This window comes from Nostoc sp. UHCC 0870 (assembly GCF_022063185.1).
In the GTDB taxonomy this organism is placed as follows: Bacteria; Cyanobacteriota; Cyanobacteriia; order Cyanobacteriales; family Nostocaceae; genus Trichormus.
Genome location: NZ_CP091913.1, coordinates 6151246 through 6173721, shown reverse-complemented (window position 1 = coordinate 6173721; position 22476 = coordinate 6151246). Strand labels below are relative to the sequence as shown.

Sequence of the window (22476 nt, the reverse complement as noted above, 5' to 3'; positions counted from 1 at the left end):
AGCAACCATCCAATAAAAAAGTAACTCAAACAAACAAAAGTAGAAAAAAACCTTTAAATAACGGTCGTCCAGATAAAACAGACCATTAATAAATTTGCAATTCGTAATTCGTAATTGCGAATTGCTTTAATACTCATTTGGTTGCCAGTAAGGATTGATTAGACTAGTCAAAATATGGTCTTGCCACGTACCGTTAATTAATAAATAGTCTCTGGCATAACCTTCTACAATAAAGCCTAGTCTTTTTAGAACGTTTCCACTGCGCTGATTGTGGGGCATATAGTTCGCCATGATGCGGTGAAAATTGAATTCTTGAAAAATATAGTCAGTTGATGCCCGTAATCCTTCGGTCATATAACCCTGACCCTGGGCAGTCTCTGCTAGACTATAACCCACATGGCAAAAATGGGCAGCACCCCTGATAAAATTATTAAAGTTGATAGTGCCAATAACTTCTGTGGGTTGTTTTTTGGGAAAAAGAAATAGTTTTAAAGACTGGTCGTGAATAAACTCTAAAAAGTTATTTTCTAGTTGATATTCCCAATATTCGTCTGTGAAGAAATGATCTGCCCAAGTAGGATAAAATGGGGTGAGAAAATCTTTATTTTCTATAAAATAATTGAGAATTTTGGGTATATCTTCTTGAATACCTATTCGCAATAGTAGGCGATCGCTGGTAATTATGGGTAGTTCTGATTTCATATTTGGTTACAAAATTTAAGATATATTGTCACTGAGGTTACAGAAATTTTCTCGGCATTCCTTATTCTGGTTGATCAAATATCTCAAATCTTGGCTATGGATATTGCTGGCGATTGCTGTAGCCCATCCCTTACTCCAAAAGATGTCCGTTAGGGGATATAACAAGAAGACAGCTGTTAATCAATCCAGTCGAGAAGAAGGATGCTAATGTCGGGAATACGCTACGATTGGCAAGAAGTAGAGATTCGGGAAATCTATAATACACCATTGCTAGAGCTAATTTATCAAGCTGCTAGCGTTCATCGTCAATATCACAACCCCAAACAAATCCAAGTCTGTAAGCTGATATCCATTAAAACCGGTGGGTGTCCAGAAGATTGTAGCTACTGCGCCCAATCTTCCCGTTATCAAACCGAAGTCAAACCCCAAGCACTGTTAGATAAAGAAACAGTCCTTAACATCGCCCAAAATGCTAAAGAAAAAGGTGTTAGTCGTGTGTGCATGGGTGCAGCATGGCGGGAAGTGCGCGACAATTCTCAATTTGATCAAGTCCTAGATATGGTCAAAGATGTCACTGACATGGGTTTAGAAGTGTGCTGTACCTTGGGGATGCTAACAGCAAACCAAGCCAAACGATTAGAAACAGCTGGACTGTATGCTTACAACCATAACTTAGATACTTCTGAAGAATATTACAGCACAATTATCACTAGTAGAACTTATAGCGATCGCCTAAATACCATCGAAAATGTCCGGCAAACCAATGTTACCGTATGTTCCGGCGGTATCCTTGGTTTAGGCGAAACCGTCGAGGATCGTGTTTCCATGTTACACACCCTGGCTAACCTCCATCCTCATCCAGAATCAGTACCAATTAATATTCTCTCCCAAGTAGCAGGTACGCCCTTAGAAAACCAACCAGATGTCCCCATTTGGGATATTGTCAGGATGATAGCCACAGCCCGGATAGTTATGCCAACTTCCGACGTGCGCTTAAGTGCTGGTAGGGCGAGACTGTCTCAAGTAGAACAAGCCTTCTGCTTCATGGCGGGGGCTAACTCCATCTTTTCCAGCGACGACAACAAGATGTTAACAGTCACTACCCCCTGTCCAGACTACGATGCAGACCAAGAAATGCTGAATTTATTCGGCTTAGAAATGCGTCCCCCGTCCCAAAGAGCAAATCGGGTAGCTAGTCAAATAGGGGTGTAAGGGTGTAAGGGTGTAAGGGTGTAAGGGTGTAAGGGTGTAAAGGTGTAATGGAGAAATTCTTTATATTTGTTCTTTCCCCTATACCCCTACACCCCTATACCCCTATACCCCTATACCCTTAATTCTTAAAGAATCTTCGCAGAACGCAGACCGAACAGCATTCCCACAGCTATGCCCATGAACAAAGCCAAGAAGAGGATATAAGATACTACTGCTAACATTTATGTTTCTCCACAATACTTCACTAACTATATTGAATCATAAGACTTCGCGGGATGAGGGAAAATCAGGGTCTTTAGACCTGAGAGGGAAGCGGCACATTCGCGGAGCGTCTCCGAAGGAGAAACGATTTTAGAAGGAAGATAAACTACACTAAAACTATATTCCCTCCTGCCTGGTTGGTGAGCTTGTCAAACCACTGCTTCCTACCCTCAAATGACAAAAACTAACTTATCCCCAACCCTTGCGGTTAATATTCCACCTACGCTGACACTGACAGTCTCGCATGAGCAGTTTGTGCAGTTAGCACTGGCTAACAGAGATTTACAATTAGAACGAACTGCTACGGGAGAGTTAATTGTTATGCCGCCAACCGGCAGCGATACAGGATACAGAAACTTGGATATTGCTGGACAACTGTGGTTGTGGAATCGCCAGACTAAATTAGGTGTAGCATTTGACTCTTCAAGTGGTTTTCATCTACCTAATGATAGCGATCGCTCTCCTGATGCTGCATGGATACGTCAAGACAGATGGGATGCTCTCAGTATAGAACAGCAGGAAACCTTTGCCCCCATCTGTCCTGACTTCGTGTTAGAACTACGGTCTAAAAATGATTCTATAGAAAAGTTACGCGCCAAGATGAGAGAATACATAGATAATGGTGCGCGTTTAGGTTGGTTAATCGATCGCAAAAATCAACAGGTAGAAATTTATCGCCCAGGTCAAGATGTGGAAGTGCTAAATCATCCTGTGAGTTTGTCAGGGGAGGATGTTTTACCTGGGTTTGTATTGGATTTAACCAAAATCTGGAGTTGACACAAGTCACAAGCCACAACTCAGCACTCTTCCAAAATGCGGTAAAATACAGCCCACTGTGCTTGTTAGGGTTTGGGTAATGACTTCTGTAATTAATGTAAATCTACCACAGCAGTCTTATGAGATTGCGATCGCATCTGGAAGTTTAGAACAACTTGGTCAACAGATGTCTGATTTGAAACTAGGCAAAAAAGTATTGCTGGTTTCTAATCCCACTATATTTAAGCATTATGGTGAAAGAGCCATAAATTCTCTAGAATCTGCTGGGTTTCAAGTGGCTAGCTATTGCCTACCAGCCGGAGAACGCTACAAAACCCTCAATTCTATTCAAAAACTCTATGATATCGCCCTAGAAAATCGCCTAGAACGTTCCTCTACGATGGTAGCTTTGGGGGGAGGCGTAATTGGTGATATGACTGGCTTTGCTGCTGCTAGTTGGCTACGAGGAATTAACGTTGTACAAGTGCCTACAACCCTCCTAGCAATGGTAGATTCGGCAATTGGTGGTAAAACAGGCGTAAATCATCCCCACGGCAAAAACTTGATTGGGGCATTCCATCAGCCACGTTTAGTATTAGTTGACCCAGATGTGCTAAAAACCCTTCCCATGCGAGAATTTCGGGCAGGGATGGCAGAAGTAATTAAGTACGGTGTAATTTGGGATGCGGAGTTATTTGCCCAAATGGAAGCCAGTAAACACCTCAATCAATTGCGCTACATCAAACCAGAATTAATCAATGCTATTCTCACCCGTTCGTGTCAAGCTAAAGCCGAAGTTGTGGGCAAAGATGAAAAAGAAGGCGGACTACGGGCAATTCTTAACTATGGACACACCATTGGTCACGCTGTAGAAAGCTTGACTGGTTATCGGTTAGTCAATCACGGTGAAGCTGTCGCTATTGGCATGATAGCAGCCGGACAAATTGCTGTGAAATTGGGAATGTGGCAACAGGAAGACACAGAACGTCAAAATGCCCTGATTCAAAAAGCAGGCTTACCGACAAAGTTACCAGAAGGTTTAGATATTGAAGGTATTATTGATGCACTGCAACTAGATAAAAAAGTTAAAAATGGTAAAGTGCGGTTTATTCTACCCACCCAGCTAGGTGTAGTCACAATTACCGACGAAGTACCAACAGAGATCATTCGCCAAGTTTTAGAGGCAACGTAGATTACCACATTAAAATTAAAATTAGCCGCCCTCTGGTTTTTGCTATGCTTCTCCAAGCTGACAATCAATTGACCTTACAAGAGTTCTTAAATCTCCCCCCAGGTGAGGGAGATACCACCTACGAACTCGTTGATGGTAAATCAATTCCTAAAATGTCTCCAAAGTTTTTTCATGCCAAGCTTACTCACGTCATTCTCTCTTTAATTGAGGAATTAACTCAGGAAAAGGGAATCGTTTGTCCTGAATGGGCTGTTTTATTAAAAAAGCAGGGAATAGATTGGATTCCAGTACCTGATATTGTCTACATTTCTCATGAACGTTTACCTGCTGACTGGAACGAAGATGAAGCTTGTCCTGTACCTCCTGATTTAGTGATTGAAATTATCTCTCCTGGACAAACCTTTGGAAAAATGGCGGCTAAAGCGCAACACTATCTAAATGCCAATGTGCTGCGAGTGTGGGTCTTAGACAGCAAAGCCAGAAGCATTACTGTTTTTTATCCAGATGCAGCACCAAAGACTTATATGGGAGATGAACTAATTAAAGATTCTTTATTACCAGAATTGCAATTTACAGCTGAACAGGTATTTCAAAAAGCGAAAATCCCCTTAAAGTAAGAATATTTTATGAGTAGATTTCGATCAAAATAAGTAATATTTCTCGATTGTCAGCATTTTTTCCCGATACTGCAAACAACCAGATGGATATTAAATCAGTAGATGCACCTTAATTAAAAGCAAGCCCCTCGGTCTTTGGCTGGGGGCTTTTATTTTGGTAATAAAAATGGTAGCCAACTAGGTGCTAACCACAAGGCATAACAAATAAATCCAAATAGTATGGTAATTAAAATAGTGATGCCATAACTCACGCAAATCAGTAACCCATCGGATTCAATAGTAGCTACTGCCAACAGTAAAATGCCAACGGTAGGAATGGGATTAGTAAACGGAACTGGTGACATGAGTAACAGTGTCAACCAAGAGATACAGAACCCATTAATTCGCCAAGTCAAGGGATGTTCAGCGATTTTAGTCAAACGAGGGCGAGTAATTTTCTCTAATATTTTGGTGACACGGCGGAGGTTTTGTAAAATTAACTGGGCAAAAGGGCGAGGGAATTTATAGCGGGCGATTCTTTTAGGTAGCCAAGGCGATCGCCTACCAAGTATCATCTGTATAGATAACAGTAAACACGCAGCACCAAAAGGCCCTGCTAAACCCGGCGGCATGGGGAATAAAAAGGGTAAAACTAATAAAGCTATGACTAAGCTAAAACCCCTTTCGGAAGTCTCCGCTAGAATATCACCGAGACTCAAATGCTGTTCGGCTAATTTTTGTAGTAGTAATTTAATCTCTTGAGAAAATCTCACATGAAGTTGGCGTGAGTTGATGTGAGTTGCCACAATACCCCGCTATAGATAGCTAAACGAGAATTAAGTTGAAATACAAATGCACCCGTCATCATTCCTTATAATTCCTCAGCATATCAGATTTTCTTTTAGCTATCTACCGCAGACATAGTTATTAGGCATTGGGATAAATATCGCCCTTTCCCTTGTCTCCCTAAACTGGCGGTACGAAAACAGCTACAGCTTTAGGAATAACACGGAACTTAGCAGGAGTGTATGTAGTAATTTCTCCATCAGTGTTAATCGGCCGGGGTTTGCGAGTATAAACTTCCATTTCTTGTCCATACAAGGCGCGGACATTTTGCCGATGAATATGTCTCCCATTTCGCATCGCAGGTAGCAACGGAATCATTTGCCACCAATGTTTAATTTCTAAACTATAAAGGTCTAATCTTTGGTCGTCAATTTTGGCATCGTGAACTATAGCCATACCACCACCGTAATAACGACCATTACCCACAGCAATTTGCACCGTTTTTACTCGAAAGCATCTATCTTGCACCCTAATTTCTGCGCTAAAGGGTCGAGATTCCCAAATTACCTGTAATGCTGTAGCTGCATACGCCAAAATTCCCCAGCGTCGTTTCAATTCTTTGGTCAGTTTTTGGGTAATTTTTACACTCAATCCTAAACTGGCAACATTAAAAAAGTGTTTACCATTGACCCATCCTAAATCAATCCGCCGTAATTCCCCAGAGGCAATTGTTTGACAAGCTTCTGGTAGAGAGTTAGAAATCCCTAAAGTTTTCGCTAAATCATTGGCAGTTCCTAAAGGTAATATTCCTAAAGGTAACTGAGTCTCTACTAAAGCATCTACTACGGCATTAAGAGTACCATCACCACCACCAACAATGACTAAATCTACATGATTTTTATATTTGTGTATAATATGAGCCAAATGTTTGGGATTTTCTGTAGATTCTTCAATTAATTCCAAGCCAAATGTTTGCAGGCAATTAATTGCTTCCAAGAGACTTTTTTGTCCCTGGCGGGCATGACGATTTACTAATAGCAATGCGCGGTAATAGCTCATAGAGAGTATTATTTAAACTAGTTATCAGTCATCAGGCTTATGTTTCAATACAGTTGAGATAAGCCAAAAACCCTTATGTAGAGACGCTGTTAAAAAGAATATATATAATTATCAACAGCCATCTACCGAATTTGACTAGTACAACACGGCGGAAATAAACAGACCATTCCAAATCAATGAAACGCTTACGCTGTATTCATTTTGAATTTTGAATTTTGAATTTTGAATTCCGCCTTGCGGTACTAGTATCATGTACTTTTTTTGTTATTTAAGTTACAAAAAACATTTTGGCAACAATAGTAGCGTAATCTAGCTTAACTCTATTATCTCCAATTAGGATCATCCTGGGGGATGGAAAATAAAAAATTGGGAATAGTAGAAATTTAATCTAGCATTTAACACTTAATTGAATTACAGATTATCCCAGGGTTACAAAGCTTTGTTTACTAGTTGCTATACCTGATTTGAATGATAAATAACATATACCAAATTGAAAAATCATTAAATATAAATTAGTATTTTATTTCCATATAAAAATCTATTGTTTATATAAGTTTTTATGTAGAAGTCAGTTGCAAGACAACTAGTACAGCACGGCGTAAATAAACAGACCATTATCAATCGTTCAAAGCCTTAAGATATAGAGCTTTTGACTTTTGATTTTTGACTTTTGACTTCCGCGTAGCGGTACTAGGGAGTGGGGTGTAGAAGAAGAAAAAATGTTGCTTTCACTCCTAGCGGGTAACACACCCCCTGTCAGCTATTTTCCAGAAACACAGGGAAAAGGTGGGCGGTTAGAGATAATTGATGGGTTGTCAGGATTTGTTAAACGGTTATGAGATTTAATTGCACATATTTAGTACTGATTAAACATAGTAATTTGATATCAGTTTTCCTGTGCATGAGTTGCATCGATAGGATCGCTAGCCTTAGTGTACTTACAAAGATAAGTACACTATTACATTCAAAAGATACCATATCATCCAAGAAAATATACAAATAATTACGCCTCTAATCCTCTGCATACATAAATGTTTCATCATGATTCATGATGCAGTTTTCTGCAATATTTATTACATAAATATCTACTAGAAAGTTATGAATGGTGCATTTTGATGAGCATAAAAGGCGAATGCAAAATTACTACACTTTTTGTACTCTGTATTGTGGAGTTTATCGATCCTTTGATGTCATTTCATGCTAAATAAAAATTGCTTCTAGTCAGTAATGATTGCAAATTTAGGCAACAATAACGTATTTTTTGCGTCATTAGCCGCATAGGATTCACCTCACGTTGTTATACATAGATTTATGCGTTTATGCAGTATCTTGTAGATCATCGCCTGTGGTGGAGTAAAACATCTTCATCAAGCTTTAATTTTCATTGCAGTTTGCGTAAATTCTCGCATAGCTACTGATTAGTAGAAATAACATCTAATTTTTTTTGGCTAAAGTATGTCTGGTAAATTTTTAACTCCATTTCAACGCAAGCTATTGTTAAAAAATCTGGAAGAAGATTTACCTGAGTTATATCGCCAGCGTATCCAAATTATGTTGCTGGCTGATGAAGGAAAATCACAAACAGAAATTTGTCGTACATTAGGATGCTGTGCAGCTACAGCAAGACATTGGATACATATTGCCCGTAGTGGTATGGCACACCAATGGGAAACTTCACGAATTGGTCGTCCTAAAGCGGTTAATGAAGAATACTTAGAACGTTTAAAAGAGCTAGTAAATGCTGATCCTCGTGATTATGGTTATGGTTTTCGACGCTGGACAGCGAACTGGTTAAACAAACATTTAACCCAAGAGTTTGGAGTAAAAGTCAGTGATTGTCATATCAAACGCTTACTCAAACAAATGGGATTATCAACCAAACCAAAAACCAGAAATTTACCAGATAATACAATACCAAACGCTCAAAGTTCACAAATTTTTATTACAGATATTTCCTCTGAAAATCTTCTAGATATCGGTGAAATATTACCAATTCACTTCATAAAATTCGAGACTAAGTAGAACGGCATAAATAATTAAAGGTTTCTAATAAGGACTGAAGTCCTTATTAGAAACTCAAGGCCAATCTTCTTACATTACTTACCATATTTTCCTGTTTTCAAATCGTTCTACTTAAATCCTAACTGTATGGTGCAAAATTCATCTATGACCAGCGTTTCCTTAGAACTGCTGAGAAATACCCTTGGTTATCCTGTTTCAGAAGTAGAATTACAAACCTATGAAGAGAAATTTCAATATTTAGAACCGACAATAGGGAAATTTTTTCCAGGAAGTGAGGTTAATAGTGGTCTTTATATAGTTTTATCTGGCAAAGTTAGGTTATTAGATGAGACGGGAGAATTAATTAGTACCTTAGAAATTGGAGGAGTATTTGGGCATTTTACCTTGTTTCCTGATGACAACTTTATTCCTTACACAGCTAGGGCCAGTAAAAATCTCCACCTGTGTTTGATTCCAGGTGAAATTGTTGCTCATTTGACGGGGAAATATCCCGAAATCAATCAATATTTAAAAACTCAAGCCCAAGCTGTAAATTCTTTATTGGTCAAGTCTAATGAAGAAGACCAACAGAAAATATTACCGACACCAGCACCATCTATAACTAAGAGCAAACTAGAGAAAAAGATTAACAAGGCTTACTTTCCAACTCCTACCCAAAGAGTTCGTCATCTATTACAACGAGTAACTCGACGCTTTCCTTTTTTTGCCCAACAGAGTTCTTCTGACTGTGGCGCAGCTTGTCTGGTGATGGTGGCGCGTTATTGGGGTAAGCAATTTAGTGTGAACCGCTTGCGAGATATTGCTAATGTTGACCGGAATGGGGCATCTCTGCGCGGGTTAACAGTAGCTGCGGAAAGTTTAGGCTTGAATACTAGGCCTGTGAAAGCTAGTTTTAATCAATTGGCAAAGCAAAAACTACCTGCTATTGTCCATTGGGAAGGGAAGCACTATATCGTTGTCTATGAAATTAACAGTAAACACGTAATTGTTGCCGATCCTGCTATTGGTCAGCGCACTCTGACACATCGACAATTCCAAGCAGACTGGACTGGTTATGCACTGTTATTAGAACCTACAGCTTTATTTAAAGATGCTCAAGAAATTACCACACCATTCTGGCAATTTTTTGAGTTAGTCAAGCCCCATTATGTGGTGATTTTGGAAGTTTTTATTGCTTCCATTTTTATTCAGATATTTGGACTGATTACCCCGCTATTTACCCAGTTAATTTTAGATAGCGTAGTAGTACAAGGTTCACAACTCACCTTAACGGCAGTAGGGTTGGGTTTGATGATTTTTAGTCTCTTTCGTGTAGCCATAATTGGCTTAAGGCAATATCTTCTAGACCACACTGCTAATAGGATAGATGTTGCCTTAGTGGTAGCATTTATTCGGCACGTTTTGCAGCTACGGTTGAATTTTTTTGAAACCCGTTATGTAGGAGATATTATTTCTCGTTTACAAGAAAACAGTAAAATCAAAAGATTTCTTTCTGGGGAGGCATTATCAATTGTCCTCGATTTAATTACTGTTGTAATTTATCTAGGATTAATGTTTTGGTACAGTTGGCGCATGGCTTTGCTATCTTTGATAATTGTGCCGCCATTTTTCTTATTAGCGTTGATAGCTACACCATTTTTACAAAGGATTTCTAGAGAAATATTTCAGGCGGTAGCGAAAGAAAGCAGTTATTTAATTGAAGCACTGACTGGTATAAGTACAGTCAAATCGACAGCAGTGGAGCAAACTGTCCGTTGGCATTGGGAAGAGTTGTTACAAAAGTCAGTGAAAACCAGTTTTTCTGGACAAATGATTGGCAATCGATTGCAAATTTTTAGTAATACGATTGAAGCTGTTGTATCTACTGCCTTATTGTGGTATGGAGCATATTTAGTCATTGAACAGCAATTAACCATTGGGCAATTAGTAGCATTTAATATGTTGCTGGGTAATATTATTCGCCCTTTTCAAAGATTAACTGTGCTGTGGAATGAGTTACAGGAAGTGATTATTGCTGCTGAACGCATTAATGATGTGTTAGATACAGAGTTAGAAGAGGATTTAAGAATAGAAATAAAGCAAAATTTACCGATAATTCAAGGGAATATTTGCTTTGAATATGTCACATTTCGTTATCATGCAGAAAGTGATATAAATATTTTAGAAAATCTGAGTTTCACAATTAAACCGGGACAGATGGCTGCTTTGGTAGGGCGTAGTGGTTCTGGAAAAACGACAATTTCTAAGTTAGTTTTAGGTTTATATCCACCTACAGAGGGCAGAATTTTAATTGATGGTCATGATATGAATAATATCTCTTTACATTCCCTACGTCAGCAGGTGGGAGTAGTTGATCAAGATACTTTTTTGTTTGGAAATACAATCAGAGAAAATATTAGTTTGGCACATCCTCAAGCAAGTTTAGCTGAGATTATAGAGGCCGCTAAGTTAGCTGGTGCAGATGAGTTTATTGAAAAGTTACCTATGGGTTATGAAACTCAAATTGGTGAAGGTGGTGGGTTGTTATCTGGTGGGCAAAGGCAAAGAATTGCGATCGCACGGGCTTTGTTAGGTAATCCTCGACTGTTGATTTTAGATGAAGCTACTTCCCATCTTGATACTGAGTCAGAGAGAATTATCCAACAGAATTTGAAAACTATTCTTCAAGGAAGAACTTCTTTAGTAATTGCCCATCGTCTGTCTACTATCAAAAATGCAGATTTGATTTTGGTTTTAGATAGAGGTATGTTGATTGAAAGTGGTAATCATGAGGAGTTGATGGCGAAGCGTGGACATTATTTCTACCTCAATCAGCAGCAGTTTGGAGGTAAGGAGTAAGAATCGGCAGGTAGGGAAGCAGGGGTAGAGAGTTTTTTAGGAGAGATTATGGCGAATTTATGGAATGGTAGAGTGACAGATGAAGTTGAGCAGGAAGAGGTAATATCTGCATCGATAGTGGAGGCTAATACAGATTGGTCTTTTGCTACTAAGGATTTATTGGATAGTGTACCGCAGGTTTGGACTAGGGGTTTACTGTATTTTTTGGTGGTGTTTGTGTCTGTGGTTTTACCTTGGGCGATGTTATCTCAGGTGGATGAAACAGGAACGGCTGCGGGTAGAGTTGAACCTCAAGGTAAAACAATTAGATTAGATAGTGCGGTTTCTGGAACTGTGAAGGAAATTCGAGTCAGAGAGGGTGAGGTAGTTAATCAAGGACAGACTTTACTGTTGTTAGATACAGATTTAATTCAAGCAGAATTACGACAAATACAAGATAAATTAGAGGGGCAATTAAACAGGCGATCACAGTTAAAATCTTCTCAGAATCAGTTGGTAGTTGCTTTCACTACTCAGCAGCAACAAAATCAATCTCAAGCATTAGAAAAGCAGTCCCAAATAGACCAAGCAAGTCAAAATTTAATTGCTTTAACTAATGCCTATGAGTTACAAAAATCCGAAAAAATGACTCAGGTAAATCAGGCTAAACAAAATTTTGGGCATAGTAAAACAGCAAGTAATTTAATGCAGAGTAGTTTGGCGATCGCACAACAAGAACAAGCCAGATATCGTAAACTTTATCAAGAAGGAGTCATCCCCGAAGTTAACTTTGTGGAAAAGCAAGAACTAGCGAAAGAAAAGCAAAAATTGTTTGCACAAAGTCAGTCAGATATTCAACAAGCCAAGCTACGTGTAGCAGAACAGCAGAGTAGTTATGAGCGAGTTGTCAAACAAGGAAAGGCGGATATTACCCAAGCACAATTACGCCTGAATGAACAACAACGCAGTTATCAAACCTTAACTCGTTCGGCTCAGTTAGCCTTGTTACGAATTGAGGAACAACAAAAAAATCTCCAAACAGAAATTACCACACTCAATGCAGAAATTGCCCAAACTCAAAGACAGATTGAAGGCTTAAATATTCAATTAGCACAACGGGAATTGAAAGCACCAGAGAGCGGAAGTATATTTCAATTACCTATTGCTAAAGCTGGTGCTGTAGTTGAACCGGGAACAATGATAGCAGAAATTGCGCCTGTTGGTTCAGCATTAATAATTCGGGCGCAAATGCCAACTACAGAAAGTGGTTCTTTGCGGAAAGGATTACCAGTCAAACTCAAATTTGATGCTTATCCTTTCCAAAAGTATGGTGTAGTAGTAGGAGAATTAATTAGTATTTCTCCTACTACTACAGAAGTGGATACTGCTAATGGAAAAGTTGCAGCTTATAACTTAGAAATTGCTCTCAAACAGCATTGTATTAAGAGTGATAATAAGTGCATTCCTCTTCGTCCAGGAGAGACAGCAAGGGCAGAAGTAATTGTGCGTCAAAGACGAATTATTGATTTTCTACTTGACCCATTCAGACAATTACAAGCAGGTGGTTTGAAATTTTAATTGATTCCTCACTAATATTTGTGTTGAATGTTGACTGACAATGAAACCCATAGAAGACCATCAATTTATCTATGGGTAAGATATCCAATCAAAGACTTTTTGTAAACTTTCATTGATAAAATGTGGAAAAATATTATGTCACAATCTATTAATATCACCAATAATGATCTTGTGCAGCAAATAAAAATATTAGGTCATATACCTGATATTATTCAGCAGATTATCACGCGAACAATTATTGAAAAGTCTGCGGCTGAATTAGGTATCAAAATTGAAACAGAAGAACTACAAAAAGCAGCAGATCAAATGCGATTGATGAATAATCTTCTCAATGCTGAAGAGACTTGGAAATGGCTAGAAAAAAATCATTTATCTTTAGATGATTTTGAACATATTGTCTATATAAATTTACTTTCTAGTAAGTTGTCCGCTCATTTATTTACAAATCAAGCTGAACCATACTTTTATGAGCGTCAACTAGATTATCAGGGTGCAGTTATGTATGAGGTGATGTTAGATGATGAAGATTTAGCTTGGGAACTTTTTTATGCAATTAAAGAAGATGAAACGAGCTTCTTTGATGTTGCCCACAAATATATTCAAGATGTAGAATTACGGCGTAAATGTGGGTATATAGGGTTAGTTCATCGTCAAGATTTAAGTGTGGAAGTTTCTACTGCTGTGTTTGCAGCTAAACCCCCACAGCTTTTAAAGCCTATTGTGACAGCTAAAGGTGTGCATTTAATTTTTGTAGAGGAGATTGTGCAAAGACAACTAGATGAAAAGTTACGTCAAGAAATTTCTGCACAGTTGTATTATGAATGGCTTAAAACCCAAAGTGAGCAAGTTGAACTTACTCTTCAGCTTGATTAGTGACTGCTAGTAGTGGCTTGTCTAGGCTAAAATAGTGCATTAGATTGGAAAAATTAACCGCAGATAAACGCCAATGAACGCGGATAAAACTAATTTCTATTGCAACATTTTAGTCTGGTCACGCCACTACATTTTGGATATTTTTTTGACCTTTAAGGTTTATTAGTGTAGATAATTAGTGTTAAAAGACGCGATAAATCGCGTCTCTACATGAGAATTTTGGGTTAATCCGAACCGTATTGAGCTATGTTAGGCAGATATATTACAAAATGACTAAACCATGATTTTTTCTGCGGCTTTCTTCAACTCAGAAGAGGCTTCTGGTATGTAAGAAGTTGTGGGTTGATTGGCTATAATTTCTTGCTGTTCTCGTAATTCTGATAAGCGGATATTGCTCCATTGGGTAAGAGCTAAATCCCCCAAACGCGGAGCTAAAAGATTAAGTCGCTCTACAGCAGAAATAGCTAATGAATCCATCTGTATAGCAGCGAGGTAACAATCACAAGCTATATCTATTTCACCTAGTTGCTCATGACATTGACCTGCCATAAACCAAGCTATCTCTGTTCCTGGTGGCCCTAGTCTGGCTGCGGAACGATACATCTGAGCAGCTGCTGCTATTTTACCCTGCTTGATGTAAATTTCTCCCAACTCTAGACGGTATCTAGGATCTAATTTATCCATCTGGGTGAGTTTTTGCGATCGCTCTTCGGCTAAATCTATATCACCAAGCCACAAGGCTTCTTTCGTTCTACTCTCAAAAACTATATTGAGATTTTCATCAGCTACTATTTTTTCATTGTCATTACTAGCAATTAAAATTAATCTATTTCCATAAGATTCACTCAGATCCATTTCCTGAATAACTTGTTGTTGATCATTCTTGATAAGCGGTACAAAAACCACGGCTCTGTAATAAATACTCAGTAGGCGAGTATAGGTAAACTCATCCAAAGACGATTTTAAATTCTTCAGTTCTTGGGTAGCTATTTCCCTCCAATATTCCGCCTGTGCTAAATTCCTAAATGTTTTTGCATACTGCACTACCAACTGAAGAGCCGCACCAAATTTTGTTTGAGTTCCAGATGGAGCATAATTAGCAATCAGTTCCAATTCACTTAAGTTTTGAACTGTGCCAGAATCAAGATTAATCATTAAACTGCACATGGATCGGGAAAAAGCCAAGGCTGCTAATATAGGATCTTGCGCTATTTCTGAAGCTGACATCTCCGGTACATATTCTAATACCGCCTCATCTAAACATAGACCTTTTAACAGACTGATAACTCTGAACTTCATCACGGTTGGTAGTTCTTGATAGTGTGTCAAATATTCACATAGCTTATGCCATCTTTCTGTGCGTAACTCAGTGCTTAGTTCTAAAGGATTTTTAACTTGATACTGTAATAAGCCAGTTTCTCTTAACAAACTGTCTCTAAAGGATGGAGGAAGATTAACCTGAACATTATGCTGAAATGGCCCTGTGCTAATAGGTTTTTCACTAACTAAATTACGATAATTAAACTCAATTCCATAGAGATGAAATGCACCAATATTAAAGTCACCTAAATCAATATATGGTCGATTTAACCAATTTACAGGTAACCTATTCAGCATCAACATAGTAAAATTTCCTCCACAATAAAAATTTAAAAAACCTAAAATATGTTACTTATGGCAAAAAACTACATCCTGGCTTAATTAGTGATTTTGATGAAATTTATCCACAACAGCTCTAAAAATTGCTATTGTGGATAAAATTAATGTTGTTTTAGAAAATGAGTTCCATTTTTATGGTTCTCAAAACTGTATCAAATATTCTTCGATACAAACTCTTAGAACACATGTTGAACACACCAACAAGCCTTACGAGTAGCAAGACCTCCACGTAAGCTTTTGAAAGCAACAATAGCTGCGGAATTACCTTGTGCAGCTTCTGCTTTCAGGTCAATTATTTCTGGATTATTTTCAATGTTTAGTTGGTTGATTTTAATTTCAGCCATTGGATTAATTCCTTGTTAGTAAAGTTATGTTGATGGAAAATTGAGCTTTATTTCTCTCTTCCCATGACTATAATTGCGGATTATTTTATTAAATTCAATATTTGTTCGTATGAAAAAGTAACATAAATATTGTATTTTATAGCTATGGAGAAAGGCTTGTAATGTAATTTATGGTTAGCTACAAAGCCTCTAATTAATTGATAATTAACTGGTAAAAATCAGAATTTATTAAGGCAATCTATGCCAGAAATAGAGCAAAATTACTATAATTAAGCTGTGTTAATGTTTCAGTTCAGGGTAAAGTAAGCATTGCCAACAACCTAAAAGTAACAATGCCTACCCTAAAACAGTTATTATTAATCTATATGTGTAAGATGTGTGTCATAGTGATGCTGAAAAGCCTTGACGATAACCAACACCTAGCCCAAAAGAATTTATAATGAATTATCGTGTTACATTGTTTTGATTTATAATTTCATTGTTACGCATCTGTGCATTATTTAATACATAAAATTTTAATATGGGCATGGGGCTAATCAATTCAAAATTCAAAATTCAAAATTCAAAATTAAACAATTTTGGGCATGGGGCATAGGGCATTGGTGTTTAATTACGAATTACGTAAAGCCTGCGGCATAGCTACGCTTAGAGCGTAGCGGGACGTTCGCGTAGCGTCTCGTAGAGAAGTCCATTACGAATTACGAATTATTTGTAATACCGCCTGGGTGTATAGACGCTAACACTACCATCAATGCGGTTGATGATTTTAGTTTGGCTAGAACCAACAATAATCACTGTCCGCATATCTGCAACATCTGGTGTTAACTGGTCAAGGGTAATTACTTTTACCGTCTGTCCTGGCCTGCCGAGATTTCGCGCTAAAATTACGGGAGTGTTGGGGGTTCTGTAACGGAGTAAAATATCTCTGGCATCAGCTAATTGCCAAGTCCGGTCTTTAGAAACAGGATTATAGAAGGCAATAGCAAAGTCAGCTTCAGCAGCAGCCGCAATCCGTTGTGTAATAATTGACCAAGGTTTTAAAATGTCCGATAAGGAAATCGTACAAAAATCATGTCCCAAGGGTGCGCCAACGGCGGCGGCGGCGGCTTGCATGGCGGAAATTCCGGGTGCGACGTGAATATCAATACTGTCCCATTCCGGTTTGTGGTGGTGGTCGAAAACTTCAAATACAGCCGTAGCCATTGCATAGATGCCAGGGTCGCCGGAAGAAACTACGACTACATAGCGTCCATTAGCTGCTAAATCTAAGGCCATTGTCGCCCGTGCAATTTCTTCGCGGTTGTCTGACTCATGGCGTTGTTTTCCTGCTGCGAGAGAACCGACTAAATCTAGATAAGTTTTGTAGCCTACTAAGTCAGTGGCAGATTTGAGAATTTCTTTGACTTCCGGTGACATCCATTGAGAACTACCGGGGCCTGTACCGATAATTGCTAACCTTCCCTGGGGTTGACCGATGGTGTTGGGGTCTATGGGTTGGGGAGAAATAGCGATCGCATACCGCCCATCGTAGGCGATCGCTATCTGCGATAATGAGTTAAGTAATTTACCATCTCTACCTGTCGCTGTTAAGGCTAATGCTTCTGCTGCTAAGTCTTCACGGAAGAACCGCGTCGGCACACCGTAGAAGTCGGCTATGGTGTGTATGTTTGCATAGGCGGCAATGGTGATGGGTGCAAATATGCCGGCGATGGCTGCGCTGGCGATGTCTGCGTTGGCTAGTAATGCTTGTACTAAGTCTAGAGTAACATCAGGGTGAGTAATGGCGATCGCAATATTTTTAGGATGATAAACCAAACAGTTAGCTGTAGGAATCACACAGCGTTCTGTGACTTGGATGGTTAAATTGCCTTTGGGGTCAATGGGTAACTGACTATTACTTAACCAAGGTGCAGTTCCTTCCAACTTTACCTGCTCCCCTGCTAATAAATCAGAGATAAATGTTTTAGCATCCTCTGGGTTAGCTAAATGATACTCAGGGGGAGGAGATAACAACGCAGTGCGGAAACGGATATCGCCTGTAGTGGTAATTGCTGCTTGGGTATCTAAGACCTCAGCAATGCGCCGCGCTAAATCATTGACTCCATTGAGTCCCCCCAAAAGCGGGACAACCGCGCTACCATCCTCAGCTACAGCTAACACTGGCGGTTCTTGGCGTTTGTCGGAAATCAGGGGTGCTAGGGTTCTGATAAGAATACCCGCCGCACAAATCCCAATTAGGGGTGTACCTTGGGCGAACAATTCCCGCAGTGTGTCGCCGAAATTAGTGAAGCTGATATCAACATCACAGGTACGTCCTGCTAACCCGTAGAGTGTTGCTCCTGGTAAGACGGTGATGATTTTGCGGGCTAGTGTAACACTATTTTGACTTAAGACTATAACAGCAGGTGCAACCTTGTTCATGAAAGTTATTGAGCTTTGGAATTTATATTTTAGTTAATAGTTTTAGCAGTCTAGTATTTCTTGAATAACACTTTTCAAATCTGCATCACCAGGACGTTTTGTAAACTGCTCATGACTATAAATCCAAACAAGCTTGATTGTAGAAGTAGTAGCATTAACCAAATACATCAATCTAATTTGTCCTGAAGCTCCTTTGGAAAATCTCAGTTCTAACTTATGAAATGTCCATTCTTCAGGTAGTCGAATCTTTCCAGGTAAAGGTTCTTGACGGCAGTTGTAGGGATAGGAGTCTTCTAGCAAATCTTCCAAAACCTGGGCGACTAATTCTACAAAACCAGTTCCATGAAACTTTGCAAGTTTTTTAAAAGAACGCTGAAAATTATCAGATTTCTCAATCGAGAAGGGAGTTGAGCCAGTCACGCACTTCTCCTTTAGCAATACGAGTTGAGGATTCTGAATTACAACTGTCTTCCAACACTTTAGACATTACAAATTCATAAGCAGGATTTTCACGCTCTATTAAATCAAGCTTTTTACAACCTAATGCCTTCATATCTTCCAACAAAATTGGCTCTGTTGAACCAGCATCATCAGGTAAACCCTTACGCGCTTTCTTCCAAGGAAATTCCAAATGAGTCATACCACTAAGTCGATAAGCATGATAACCACCAAAATATTCCCAAACTTCTGCTAAAAGCTTTTTCTGCTCATGAGGAATCTGGGATAAAAATTCTTGACTAGGTATGGGTAATTGTTGAGCCTCAAATTCACTGTAAAATCTGTAAGCTGGCGGACACACAGGCCCATATCGCCATGCTTGGATTTCTTCATCAAACAATGGCTGATTATACAAGGCTAAATGCAAGCTTTGTGAATAGTACAGAAGCTTTTGAACTTTCATATTTGTCATTTCTGCTTCTATACCATCTTCGTAGGCTCTCACAATAAAGTAGCGAGCTACATCTAGACAATTAATCATAGGTCAGACCCGCAAACTGAATCAAGCTCACTAACATAGCAAATAAATCTCATATTAGCGCGTATACATACTATATTAACAAATAATTGCTATTACATAGTACAAAAATACTAAATATTTTTCGCTGGTATTAAGTAGAACGGTGTAAATAATTAAAGGTTTGTAGTGTTCGAGCAGCGTCTCGCAGAGAGGACTAAAGTCCTTACTACGAACTAAATACAATTTTTTTACATTACATTACTTTACATAGTTTGGTTTTTTCAAGTCGTTCTACTTAGTTGATCAAACAGGCTGTAGAAATTAATTTTTACTGAAACTTCTATAACCTATTCTTACTAGGTATGACAATCATGGCAAAATAAGGTACTTCAGCCGGATCAACCTCATCTATGGGTACAATCCTTTGGTGTGCTGTTGTTGCCCGTTCAATATATAACGCCCGTGATGCTAGTCCTAATTTATGCAGGATATCTCGCACTTTGGTAAAGTGGCGACCGAGTTTCATAATGGCGGCTGCATCGGTTGTCAGTAATTTTGTGGTGAGTTCTTCGGCTGGGAGGGGTGCAGGTAAAACTGTGAGAACATCGTTGTAGTAGGTGAACGGTACACCCAAGGACACAGCACACGCCATTAATGAAGATACTCCGGGGACGACTTCCGTTTCGTAGTGTTCAGATAGGCGTGTAAATACATACATAAATGAACCGTAAAAAAACGGGTCGCCTTCACACACTACTACTACATCCCGTCCGGCTGCTAGATGTGCGGCGATGGGTGCAACTTCTTGGTCGTAAATTTCCTGGGCTTTTTCTGGTTCTAAGGCGCGGGGGAGGTGATAGGCTACTTCGATTTGTTCCCCTGTGAGATATTGGGAAACGATCGCTCGCGCTATACTCTCTTTATCTGTGGCTGACTGATAGGCAATCACGGGTGCAGCACGCAATAGCCGCAAGGCTTTCAGGGTCAATAGTTCTGGATCTCCTGGCCCTACACCAACTCCATATAGACGACCTTTATCTGTCATGATTATTCTTCCTCCGTTGCGAGGGCGTTAACTGCGGCGGCGGCGATCGCACTGCCACCGCGCCGACCATGTAAAGTTAAAAATGGTACATTGCGGCTATCTGCTGCCAATGCGGCTTTTGATTCGGCTGCACCCACAAATCCCACGGGAAAACCTAAAATCACTGCCGGTTTAGGACATCCTTGATCTAACATTTCTAGTAATCTAAATAATGCTGTGGGTGCGTTACCAATGGCGACTACTGCCCCTGCTAGGTAAGGTTGCCATAATTCCAAAGCCGCCGCCGACCTAGTATTACCCAATTTTTTCGCTAATTCTGGGACTTCTGGCTCGTTGAGGGTGCAGATTACTTGGTTATTGGCAGATAAACGTTTCCTCGTTACTCCGTCAGCTACCATACGACAATCACACAAAATCGGTGCGCCTGCTGCTAGTGCTTCCCTGGCTGACTGTACCGCCGTTGCTGAATATCCTAGGTCTGTGACGATATCCGTCATTCCACAGGCATGAATGAGACGCACTGCAACTTTAGCTACATCTGCGGGTAGTATATCTAGATTGGCTTCCGAACGAATGATGGCGAAGGAATTACGGTAGATTTCATTGGCATCACGGATGTATTCAGGCATGGAGTTGGGATGAGAGAATAACTGTTGTAGTTGGGTGTGTGGGTAGCGGTTGGCAAATTCCCCAAAAGATTCGGCGGGATTTAAGCGTTTGTTTTTATACACATTTAACATCTGCTCCATGAGAGCGGGTAAGTCGGTAAAGCTTACATCATCATAGAGTTCACGTCCAAATTTTTGGTTACTGTCTCCCACATAGACTTGATAGCGTTCCTCACTGACACCGAGTAAAGCAATATCACTTTTACCATGCTGGGCGCAGGATTTTTCACAGCCGCTTAGGTGGATATTTACGGGATGTTCTAAGGTGACGTGGGATTGGAGATAGTCTGCTAATGCTAGGGCGTGAGTTTTGGTATCTGTCGCCGCAGCTGCACACCCCTGATTTCCAGAACAAGCTACTAAGGCACTTTTAATGTTAGTTGGTGAGGCATCTAATTTTAAATCAGTAATTTCTCTTTGAACCTCAGTAAGTTTTTGTTGGGGAATGTCTGTTAGTAGTAAATTCTGCCAGGGGGTAAGTCGGAGTGTTCCATGACTGTATTTTTCGGATAAGTCGGCTAAACCGCGTAGTTGCTGCGTTTCTAGGCGACCTAGGGGTAAGACTATGCCGATGTAATATAACTCTGGTTGGTGTTGGGGATGGATGCCAATGTGGTGATATTGGGTATTTGACCTTTGTTCTGGGGTGAGGTCTTTTCTCTTCCAGTAAAATGGTAATCTCTGCTCGACTTCTTGGAGATAATTATCTAAGCCTAGGTGATTGATTACTTCTCTTAGTCTTGGTTTGCGTTGAGTATGGGGATTGATTTTTTCACGCAGAGGCGCAGAGGCGCAGAGAGGATGAGAGTGAGTTAGATAGATTTGAGTGAAGGCGGCTAGGACTTTTAGGGAGTGTTCGGGGGGTAAGATAATTCTGGTGTCGGTGGGGGGTTTTCCTTTTGCGCCTGCGCTGAGATAGAGGCGAAAGTAGGTTTTGTTGTCTATGGCGATCGCTGCTAATGTGATATCGTTGGGGCGATCGCAAACGGAAACTAAACCACCACCATCAAAACAAACGCTAAATTTTGCGGATAGTCCTGATAAGGTGGAATGTTGGGTAATGTAGTTGTCCCAGTTTTGAACAAAGGGACGGGTATCGATGAGTTCTTGAGGGTCAATACCAGCTGTGGGACTGGTCATAATATTGCGGATTTGGTCTACACCACTGTTGTTAGAACCTAATCCTAAGTCCTGGAGTTGTTGGAGGACTTCAGGTTCTATCCCTTCGCGAATTTCTCGGATTTGCAGGTTGGCGCGGTTGGTTACGTCTATGTAGCCACCACCGTATTTGTCGGCGATATCTGCGATCGCCTGACATTGTTTACTATTAATTATTCCACCTGGTATTCTAATGCGAGATAGTATTCCATCTTGGGCAGGTGTGGCATAAAATAAACCAGGACAAGGTGTAGAACCAGACAGCAAGACTCCAACTCCTTCCCCGTGCGACGCAGGGAGTAGACGACGATCTCTTGAAATAATTAGTAATCGAATTAGTTGGGGATTCAAACCCTTTAATTACGAATT

General features: G+C 39.7%; 19 protein-coding genes and 1 pseudogene. 8 read left to right on the top strand and 12 right to left on the bottom strand.

Annotated elements, in window-relative coordinates; genetic code table 11:
• Positions 1-126 precede the first annotated feature (126 nt).
• The gene (locus L6494_RS26160) at positions 127-702 is read right to left on the bottom strand and encodes a GNAT family N-acetyltransferase (protein ID WP_237990681.1); all 576 of its coding nucleotides are present in this window, start codon (positions 700-702) and stop codon (positions 127-129) included.
• A 201-nt stretch (positions 703-903) separates the two neighbouring features.
• On the opposite strand from L6494_RS26160, the gene bioB reads away from it, so the two are divergent.
• Positions 904-1914, top strand: a complete 1011-nt coding sequence (bioB, locus tag L6494_RS26155; RefSeq protein ID WP_237990680.1) for a biotin synthase BioB — start codon at positions 904-906, stop codon at positions 1912-1914.
• A gap of 125 nt (positions 1915-2039) precedes the next feature.
• Here bioB and petL read toward each other — a convergent pair whose 3' ends face one another.
• A complete protein-coding gene (gene petL / locus L6494_RS26150) occupies positions 2040-2135 on the bottom strand; it encodes a cytochrome b6-f complex subunit PetL (RefSeq protein ID WP_237990679.1) in 96 nt (31 codons plus the stop codon).
• A 214-nt stretch (positions 2136-2349) separates the two neighbouring features.
• Here petL and L6494_RS26145 point away from each other — a divergent pair, with 214 nt between their 5' ends.
• The 3 genes from L6494_RS26145 (at position 2350) to L6494_RS26135 (ending at position 4740) form a co-directional block, all read left to right on the top strand.
• Complete coding sequence (locus tag L6494_RS26145) at positions 2350-2952, top strand: Uma2 family endonuclease (RefSeq protein WP_237990678.1); 603 nt, start codon at positions 2350-2352, stop codon at positions 2950-2952.
• 79 nt (positions 2953-3031) lie between these two features.
• Positions 3032-4123 (top strand): 3-dehydroquinate synthase, encoded by a 1092-nt coding sequence (gene aroB, locus L6494_RS26140; protein WP_237990677.1) that lies wholly within the window; start codon positions 3032-3034, stop codon positions 4121-4123.
• Positions 4124-4167: 44 nt separating this feature from the next.
• Positions 4168-4740, top strand: a complete 573-nt coding sequence (locus L6494_RS26135) for a Uma2 family endonuclease (RefSeq protein WP_237990676.1) — start codon at positions 4168-4170, stop codon at positions 4738-4740.
• Positions 4741-4889: 149 nt separating this feature from the next.
• Here L6494_RS26135 and L6494_RS26130 read toward each other — a convergent pair whose 3' ends face one another.
• Together L6494_RS26130 and L6494_RS26125 are read right to left on the bottom strand one after the other, a co-directional pair.
• Complete coding sequence (locus L6494_RS26130) at positions 4890-5525, bottom strand: exopolysaccharide biosynthesis protein (RefSeq protein ID WP_237990675.1); 636 nt, start codon at positions 5523-5525, stop codon at positions 4890-4892.
• A 160-nt stretch (positions 5526-5685) separates the two neighbouring features.
• The gene (locus tag L6494_RS26125; protein ID WP_237990674.1) at positions 5686-6564 is read right to left on the bottom strand and encodes a lipid kinase; all 879 of its coding nucleotides are present in this window, start codon (positions 6562-6564) and stop codon (positions 5686-5688) included.
• Between the two features lie 1455 nt (positions 6565-8019).
• Between L6494_RS26125 and L6494_RS26120 the strand changes: the two genes are divergently transcribed.
• From L6494_RS26120 to L6494_RS26105, 4 genes are all read left to right on the top strand, one after another.
• Complete coding sequence (locus L6494_RS26120; protein WP_237990673.1) at positions 8020-8586, top strand: helix-turn-helix domain-containing protein; 567 nt, start codon at positions 8020-8022, stop codon at positions 8584-8586.
• Positions 8587-8730: 144 nt separating this feature from the next.
• Entirely contained in the window at positions 8731-11424 is a 2694-nt protein-coding gene (locus L6494_RS26115; RefSeq protein ID WP_442946973.1) for a peptidase domain-containing ABC transporter, read from the top strand.
• 48 nt (positions 11425-11472) lie between these two features.
• Complete coding sequence (locus L6494_RS26110; RefSeq protein ID WP_237990671.1) at positions 11473-12981, top strand: HlyD family efflux transporter periplasmic adaptor subunit; 1509 nt, start codon at positions 11473-11475, stop codon at positions 12979-12981.
• A gap of 135 nt (positions 12982-13116) precedes the next feature.
• A complete protein-coding gene (locus tag L6494_RS26105) occupies positions 13117-13854 on the top strand; it encodes a peptidylprolyl isomerase (protein ID WP_237990670.1) in 738 nt (245 codons plus the stop codon).
• Positions 13855-14127: 273 nt separating this feature from the next.
• On the opposite strand, the gene L6494_RS26100 is transcribed toward L6494_RS26105, so the two are convergent.
• The 8 genes and pseudogenes from L6494_RS26100 to cobG form a co-directional block, all read right to left on the bottom strand.
• The gene (locus tag L6494_RS26100) at positions 14128-15477 is read right to left on the bottom strand and encodes a tetratricopeptide repeat protein (protein ID WP_237990669.1); all 1350 of its coding nucleotides are present in this window, start codon (positions 15475-15477) and stop codon (positions 14128-14130) included.
• A gap of 212 nt (positions 15478-15689) precedes the next feature.
• A complete protein-coding gene (locus L6494_RS26095; protein ID WP_237990668.1) occupies positions 15690-15857 on the bottom strand; it encodes a hypothetical protein in 168 nt (55 codons plus the stop codon).
• A 705-nt stretch (positions 15858-16562) separates the two neighbouring features.
• On the bottom strand, positions 16563-18278 hold the full coding sequence (cobJ, locus tag L6494_RS26090) for a precorrin-3B C(17)-methyltransferase (RefSeq protein ID WP_237990667.1): 1716 nt from the start codon (positions 18276-18278) through the stop codon (positions 16563-16565).
• 42 nt (positions 18279-18320) lie between these two features.
• Positions 18321-18698, bottom strand: a complete 378-nt coding sequence (locus tag L6494_RS26085; RefSeq protein WP_237990666.1) for a hypothetical protein — start codon at positions 18696-18698, stop codon at positions 18321-18323.
• Positions 18670-19257 (bottom strand): Panacea domain-containing protein, encoded by a 588-nt coding sequence (locus tag L6494_RS26080; protein ID WP_237990665.1) that lies wholly within the window; start codon positions 19255-19257, stop codon positions 18670-18672. Before L6494_RS26080 ends, L6494_RS26085 begins: the two co-directional genes overlap by 29 nt.
• Positions 19258-19576: 319 nt before the next feature.
• Positions 19577-20281 carry a precorrin-2 C(20)-methyltransferase gene (locus L6494_RS26075; RefSeq protein WP_237990664.1) on the bottom strand — a complete coding sequence of 235 codons (705 nt, stop codon included), beginning with the start codon at positions 20279-20281 and terminating at the stop codon, positions 19577-19579.
• Between the two features lie 2 nt (positions 20282-20283).
• The gene (locus L6494_RS31010; protein WP_330911090.1) at positions 20284-20910 is read right to left on the bottom strand and encodes a precorrin-8X methylmutase; all 627 of its coding nucleotides are present in this window, start codon (positions 20908-20910) and stop codon (positions 20284-20286) included.
• 153 nt (positions 20911-21063) lie between these two features.
• Positions 21064-22374, bottom strand: a pseudogene (gene cobG, locus L6494_RS31005) (precorrin-3B synthase); the annotation flags it as partial.
• Between the last annotated feature and the right edge of the window lie 102 nt (positions 22375-22476).

What these genes read in the sequence shown, in the direction of transcription:
- L6494_RS26075 (WP_237990664.1), bottom strand. Translation starts at nt 20,281, where the DNA reads ATGACAGATAAAGGTCGTCTATATGGAGTTGGTGTAGGGCCAGGAGAT.
- L6494_RS26145 (WP_237990678.1), top strand. Translation starts at nt 2,350, where the DNA reads ATGACAAAAACTAACTTATCCCCAACCCTTGCGGTTAATATTCCACCT.
- petL (WP_237990679.1), bottom strand. Translation starts at nt 2,135, where the DNA reads ATGTTAGCAGTAGTATCTTATATCCTCTTCTTGGCTTTGTTCATGGGC.
- cobJ (WP_237990667.1), bottom strand. Translation starts at nt 18,278, where the DNA reads ATGAACAAGGTTGCACCTGCTGTTATAGTCTTAAGTCAAAATAGTGTT.
- L6494_RS26135 (WP_237990676.1), top strand. Translation starts at nt 4,168, where the DNA reads ATGCTTCTCCAAGCTGACAATCAATTGACCTTACAAGAGTTCTTAAAT.
- L6494_RS26110 (WP_237990671.1), top strand. Translation starts at nt 11,473, where the DNA reads ATGGCGAATTTATGGAATGGTAGAGTGACAGATGAAGTTGAGCAGGAA.
- L6494_RS26160 (WP_237990681.1), bottom strand. Translation starts at nt 702, where the DNA reads ATGAAATCAGAACTACCCATAATTACCAGCGATCGCCTACTATTGCGA.
- L6494_RS26080 (WP_237990665.1), bottom strand. Translation starts at nt 19,257, where the DNA reads ATGATTAATTGTCTAGATGTAGCTCGCTACTTTATTGTGAGAGCCTAC.
- L6494_RS26115 (WP_442946973.1), top strand. Translation starts at nt 8,731, where the DNA reads ATGACCAGCGTTTCCTTAGAACTGCTGAGAAATACCCTTGGTTATCCT.
- L6494_RS31010 (WP_330911090.1), bottom strand. Translation starts at nt 20,910, where the DNA reads ATGCCTGAATACATCCGTGATGCCAATGAAATCTACCGTAATTCCTTC.
- bioB (WP_237990680.1), top strand. Translation starts at nt 904, where the DNA reads ATGCTAATGTCGGGAATACGCTACGATTGGCAAGAAGTAGAGATTCGG.
- L6494_RS26125 (WP_237990674.1), bottom strand. Translation starts at nt 6,564, where the DNA reads ATGAGCTATTACCGCGCATTGCTATTAGTAAATCGTCATGCCCGCCAG.
- L6494_RS26120 (WP_237990673.1), top strand. Translation starts at nt 8,020, where the DNA reads ATGTCTGGTAAATTTTTAACTCCATTTCAACGCAAGCTATTGTTAAAA.
- L6494_RS26105 (WP_237990670.1), top strand. Translation starts at nt 13,117, where the DNA reads ATGTCACAATCTATTAATATCACCAATAATGATCTTGTGCAGCAAATA.
- L6494_RS26095 (WP_237990668.1), bottom strand. Translation starts at nt 15,857, where the DNA reads ATGGCTGAAATTAAAATCAACCAACTAAACATTGAAAATAATCCAGAA.
- aroB (WP_237990677.1), top strand. Translation starts at nt 3,032, where the DNA reads ATGACTTCTGTAATTAATGTAAATCTACCACAGCAGTCTTATGAGATT.
- L6494_RS26100 (WP_237990669.1), bottom strand. Translation starts at nt 15,477, where the DNA reads ATGTTGATGCTGAATAGGTTACCTGTAAATTGGTTAAATCGACCATAT.